Source organism: Shewanella sp. SM20, from assembly GCF_025654545.1.
Taxonomy (GTDB): Bacteria; Pseudomonadota; Gammaproteobacteria; order Enterobacterales; family Shewanellaceae; genus Shewanella; species Shewanella oncorhynchi.
Map to the genome: position 1 here is coordinate 1 of NZ_JAKKRK010000095.1, position 6,115 is coordinate 6,115.

General features: G+C 39.8%; 3 protein-coding genes and 2 pseudogenes. 2 read left to right on the top strand and 3 right to left on the bottom strand.

Features of this window, described 5'->3' with window-relative positions; all coding sequences use genetic code 11:
- Both L5M18_RS22535 and L5M18_RS22540 read left to right on the top strand, forming a co-directional pair.
- A pseudogene (locus tag L5M18_RS22535) lies at positions 1-193 on the top strand (IS5/IS1182 family transposase); the annotation flags it as partial.
- Between the two features lie 175 nt (positions 194-368).
- Positions 369-587 (top strand): MbcA/ParS/Xre antitoxin family protein, encoded by a 219-nt coding sequence (locus L5M18_RS22540; RefSeq protein ID WP_263198669.1) that lies wholly within the window; start codon positions 369-371, stop codon positions 585-587.
- Between the two features lie 377 nt (positions 588-964).
- Here L5M18_RS22540 and L5M18_RS22545 read toward each other — a convergent pair whose 3' ends face one another.
- From L5M18_RS22545 to L5M18_RS22555, 3 genes and pseudogenes are all read right to left on the bottom strand, one after another.
- The gene (locus L5M18_RS22545; RefSeq protein ID WP_263198670.1) at positions 965-2,278 is read right to left on the bottom strand and encodes an ATP-binding protein; all 1,314 of its coding nucleotides are present in this window, start codon (positions 2,276-2,278) and stop codon (positions 965-967) included.
- A gap of 211 nt (positions 2,279-2,489) precedes the next feature.
- Entirely contained in the window at positions 2,490-5,519 is a 3,030-nt protein-coding gene (locus L5M18_RS22550) for a site-specific integrase (protein ID WP_263198671.1), read from the bottom strand.
- Positions 5,520-5,905: 386 nt separating this feature from the next.
- Positions 5,906-6,115 (bottom strand): annotated as a pseudogene (locus L5M18_RS22555) (IS3 family transposase); the annotation flags it as partial.

Below are 6,115 nucleotides of genomic sequence, written 5' to 3' on the forward strand. Positions count from 1 at the left end.
ACAATGGAAACAAGAGAATGACTATCACCAACGCTCCCTGTCAGAAACAGCTATGTATCGTTACAAGCAACTGATTAGCCCGAAATTGAGCCTGCGGGACTACAACGGCCAAGTCGGCGAGGCACTGGCTGGTGTGAAAGTGATGAACAAAGTCATAGGACTGGGTATGCCTATTCGCCAGAGGGTCAATTAATACCAGGAACCCTTTTAGGAAAAGGCATTCCTAAGATTGATTTAGGCAACAACGCCATGTTGGTCTGAAAACGGTCCTAACCATACTAGATAAATGGGGTTGTGCTTCGCAAGACGTCGCCAAGTTACTGTTAATGCCAAACTATGACTCTACTCGATGTTATGAGGCAAAAGGTTTGAGTGAAGCTCAGATTATTAGGCTGAGTTATATTCTGAATATTCACACAAGCCTGAAATGCTATTTTAGCAATCCTGATAATGTTTATGGCTTCATGAATATGAAAAACAGCAACCCTCCATTTTATGGTAAAAAGCCGCTAGACGTGCTTATCAACGGCACTGAACAAGAGTTTGAGGTGGTGATGAATGCTTTGGACAGTTTAATCATCAGGTAACTGTACCGCTGGTTTTTACTGTTGCCTAATAAGTTTTATTACTTAGTGTCACAATGGACGCTTCGAGTGTGACACTAAGTATTTTAGTCGTCTCTATTTTGAGTTGGGCGGATGTACAATTTTATGAGGTTCGAAAGTAAAGATCATGGACGGCATCTAGGTGCATTATTGCCTAGCCATGATCGTCTGTCTTAATTAGAAGTGCCTTAACGAGCTTAACTAGGGTGACCGAATTCATTTGACTAGGTCAGCTCAATATGGATGTTATTGCATCCACGACTGATAAGCCTGAGTGTCGAATGGCAGGCATCAAGGTCTACAGATTGTCACCTATAAAGTAACTTTGTGTAGACATCGGGATTCTAGTTAACGTTTTTCTACCATCTCTGTGGTAAATACTGTGTGAAATACAAAGGCATCACGATATTGGTTTGTTCTAACGCTGATGAGCCTTGTGTGCCAGTTAACTTAAAGGTTTTACTTGGTGCGCATTTTTCAATGTAGGATGCCAGCGATTTTGCCCGTGTACGTTTGCCACTTTTAACTTCAACAGGGATGATATCTCCTTCATCGGTTGCCAAAATAAATTCGATTTCAGCGCGTGCGTCATTCCATGAATAGCTTGGGTCAACGCCAATGGCTGTGAGCTCTTGTTGCACAAAGTTTTCAGCCACATAGCCTTTGTATTCGTAGTTTTGTTGCTTAATCTCTTTATAACTACTGCCTAGCATATGATTGAGCAGGCCAACATCAAACATAAACAGTTTAACCATATTTTCTTTTTTATAGGCCGCCAGAGGTGATTTCGGCAATCCTTCAATAGGGTAGTTTGGCAAGGCTAAGCGGCAACAGTTAAGCCAATGGATCGCGGTTTCAAAATCGCTATAACGAGATTTACGCTCATACACATGTTTAAATTTAAAGCGCTTAACGGATTCATCACTGACAATTGATAACTGCGCTGGAATACTATTAAACACAGATTCAATCAGTGTGGCATCGACCTTGCCCGCGTACTTACCAAAATCGCGGCGATAACCTTCAACTAAATCAGCATGAATTTTAGTGACTTTTTCAACACGCTCTAAAATGCTTGAATCTTTAAACCGATACCAAGCTGAAACGGCTTCTGGCATACCACCGGTAAAAAAGTAGTCTGTTAGTTTATCCATCAATTTCGCGTGCACTGCCGATGTGCTTGCTTGACTATCAAATGCTTTGATCAGTGCTTGCTCGTTTGATGCGTAAATAAATTCTTGGAAGGTCAGTGGTCGCAAATTGTATTGTTCTACCTTACCCACGGGGAAGGTGTTGAGCAAACCAATATTCGATCCGCTGGCTGCGACAAAATAGGACGGTGCTTTTTCGGCAAAATACTTAAGCGAAGTAACTGCACGTTCACATTCGCCAATTTCATCTAATATCAGTAGATCGGTTTCTGGGTTGAACGCCTGATTGGTCAACAGCTCAATGTTCATTAATAGCTCATCAGGTGACAGTGAGCCATCGAACGCTTCTTTGTAGGCGGGATTTTCAAGAAAGTCGATACGCAGGATGTTGGCAAAGGTGTTGCCAAACAACTCTTGCAGCAGATAGGTTTTACCCGTTTGCCTAGCCCCATCAATCAATAGTGGCTTGCGCACAGGTTGTTTTTTCCATGCTACTAGAGCGTTGAGTAAGTTGCGCTGCATTGTAGTTTCCTGGCAATTAAGATTGTTAACCGCCTATACTATAACCTACTTCACACTTTTATGCGCATAAAAGTGCTGAATTTTTCATTTTTACGCGCATAAAAGTGTAATCGCGTTCTAGTCGAGTATAAAACAACCGCTCAATAGCTCTTTTTCTCAAGAACCTAGTTGAGCATGTAATGTGCCAGCGGTGAACTAGCAGAGCTAAGCCTTATTTGTTGTTCATCATCATTATTCCCATCATATGAAAGAGAAACATTAGCGCGTTAGACGAGTATTTTTTCTGCTTGCGGCGGCCAATGATCTCTTTTTCGTCTGAATGTCTTAGCTCTAACCACACTGCACCATTACCTGTGCGGCCTTTATGTGAAGATGGCTTTGATCTGAGCGCCTGAATACCTTTGTAAGCGTCTCTCCAATGCTCTTTCAGGATAGAGTGGTTAATTGATAGTGTTTGCACTCGCCATTTACTTTTAGGTATTGCAAATGAAAATGTCGTGATAAAGCGTTCTAAATCTTCAGGTTTTGAAAAGTATATCCCTGACTTGCTATTGCTTTTGTTGTTGAGTGCATATGCTAGCGCCCACTGGATTGCTTGGGGAGTATGTGGGTACTGCTGTCTAACTTTTGTGATAATGGAGTCAAGCCATTTTAACTCAGATGAAGAGCTTGGTTGTGAGGGGAGAAGCGATTGAGAGCTGCGCTTAGATTGTAATCTAGGAGTGTTATAATGAGTCTTTATTGCCATTAGCGCGGTAGCATTAATATGCCATTTATCGATAAGGCCCGATTCAATATGGTATTTGAAAGCTAGTTCAATCGGATCAATACCAAGATCCATTTGCTTTAAGATTCTGTAACAAGTGTCGATATTTATAATGGGTTTAGGATCTGACTCCGGTTGAATTGCTATTGTATTTTTGAGCTTTGACGTCTTAATTGGTTTGAACTTTAATTTTTTCACAGTGTAGCCAAGAAAGGTCGCTATACTCCAGCTGGCATCTGTTTTATTTAATTTTGCCAAATGACTTAGATTTCTGCGAGAACCAAGGGCTAAATTCAGTAACTGCTTTTGCGTTACCTTTAGCTTCATTTTAAGTAAGTTGGAATAAAGTACTAAATCGCAAAAGTGGAAGTAGTTACTGAAGCATGTTGCTGGGGATGAATGTCCATCAAATGCGGCAATCGCATAATATTTATTTCGTAGGTTTTTACCTGCTATTGTGTCGGTTATCTTGTTGATTTGCTTTAGTGAATAGGGAACAATTTCTGAATAATTAACACTGTCATCACCTAGTTCAAAAATTAACTGTACTCTAGATATTGCACTATGCCTTAAGTGATGAAATACCAAATGGTCAAGTCCTGACAGCTGTCTGAGGGTTGTTGATGTGAAATTTGAGATCAGAAATTTATCTATTGGCTTGCTGTTATCTTGTCCAATGGTAAAGGCTAAACGAGTTTCTGCAGCATTGATGTTTTCTTGTCTGGTCAGATTTAAGAACGTTGTAATAATCTTTTTTTCATGTTCAAGCAGTAAAATGTATAGTGGTACTTTGCGGCGAGAAGACGGGGTTTTGTTATTCTCAAATTTATTTTCTCTTATTTTTAGCCAGCCCTCTTGTGAGTTTTCTATATCTATTAGTCTAAGTTTAGTGATCTCACTAATGCGTAAGCCGCATCGATAAGCAATTATCAATATACTTTTTATGACCAGCTTATTATTGAAGTCTAAATCTGCTATTTTATCAGCGGTTTTTAATAGCGCTTTAAATAGGGTTTCATCAATAAAACCAGCACTAGTATGGTTTTTATATTTCGAGCCTTTTTTTATCGGTTCAAGTAGCAAAGGGAAGCCAAATTGTTGAACGGCAAAGGCGTGAAAGTCACTCAATCGAGCTGCTAGTTGAGTTTTGGCCTTCTGGTCATTAGTTAGTTCAATCAATTCAGTGTAGAGATCTTGAAAATCTTGTTCATCGCCCTCGTTTAAATTTATTGACTCAGTTTGATAAAGCCATTTTCTCGATAGGGTAGAATGATAGGTACGTATTGTCGAAGGCTTACATGTGTCGAGCTTATGTATAAACCATTCGATTAGTACTTCTTGGGCCGTCGACAGTTGACTGTCACTTACAAGCTTTTGTAATTTTTTTGCCAACGAGTCTGATGTCAGCTTCTTGTTGTTGCTTTCTTTTAGTTCTTTGGATAATGCTGAAAAGAACTTTGATGATGGAAAAGTCGGTTTAGCAAGCTTTATTTTTGTTGGTGAAGCTTTCCTCAGAGCGCTATAAAAATTAAGACTAGGATGTACTTTAATGGGGCTTGTAACTAATCTAGCTAAATTCGCTTTAGGTAAGCTATACGCGATGTTTCTGCCCATTGAATACTCAAGCATTGCTTGAGATATTCTCATGTTTGGAAGAAATGGAATAACCGTGATAGCTGATTTTACTAATTTCTCAAGACTATTAGGCAAAGGCACATTGCCGATATAGTCATTAGTGATTAAAGCATGAATCGTTTTATTGTCTATGGGCGCTTGCCAATTAGCATTTGTCGGGGTTCGTTTGAGTGTTAAAAAATGCTCGATACAGCTAATAGTCAGTGGGGATAAATACCAAGTGAACTCGGTTGTCTTTTTGCCGTATTTTACGATATTTGTATGGTAGCCATGTTCATCAATTTCCAGTGATATAAAAGGTAAATTATTGACAGTTGAAATATCTAACTGGGTATTTAATTGCGCTGATATTGCTTTTACTAAGTGGTGATTAAGGCAACCTGAGTAACAAATAAATGAGATAATAATGGAGCGGTAAGCATCTGATATATTAGTGCTGTGCCCATGTTGCGATAGCTTGTCAAACCAATTGCTATATAGCTGATGGAATGCAGCCCCTTCTTGCATAAAGTCTTGATTGTATATCGTTTTTTCAGCCTTTTGCGTAACAATGAAAGACGGTATGTCTAAGTCGACACCGAGAGACTCTGCTCTCTTGTTGAAAACGCCGACACAGTGATTAAAGGCTCGTTTTAGATCCGAGTTTGAGTTATACGCATGTTCTATGTCTTCTACCAATTGAAGCCAACGAGTATTAAAATCTTGTGAGGCAGGAAAACTAGCTTCATTCGGGAAATGTTTATCTATGAGCTGTTCCGCTTTTTTTACTACTTTAAGTTGATGGCGTTTTCGTTGTTGTAGCCGTTTTTCTACACCAATCTCCGTCGCGTCCTTAGACAAATGTAATCTCCTTACAATCAACAGAAACTAGTTTTGTGTTAATTGTGTTACTGATTATCTTTAACTCATTGATTGAATACGAGCAAAACCGTGTAAATGCAGGCTCATTTAGTTCGGCATGCCCCATCCAAGCTGCTATTAGCTCTGGAGGTACATTTTCGTCAACGAGTAATGATCTCACATAATGCCGATGCCAATTCAAAGGTAAGGGAAGTACACTATCAAAATGAGCGGTCATGGTTTTAGGCGTCACTTCTTCTATTGCGCCATCGTTGATAAAGAAAAACAGGTGTTTCTCTCCAGATATGGCGTCCTGATAACGTTCTGAAACTTCTATTTTGAGGCTCCGGTGTTTTTCAAGATAGTTGTCACTCTTTGTTTAAATATTAAGCTGCATTTATTACGCCTTCTTCTGGTGCCTTATCTGGGTTGAGTGTTACAGCGCCAACCGCTTCACAATTTCTGATCTCTGTAGACCAACGCATCGGTTTTCTTTCCTTCGCCGCCTCAAGCACTTTCTTGCGCTTCGCTAAAATAGCGCCATCTTGCAGTGCATGACGTTGCCCTGGTGAGACAAAATTTAGCTGGCTGTGTTT

Coding starts and splice junctions, on each gene's coding strand:
- L5M18_RS22545 (WP_263198670.1), bottom strand. CDS start 2,278: ATGCAGCGCAACTTACTCAACGCTCTAGTAGCATGGAAAAAACAACCT.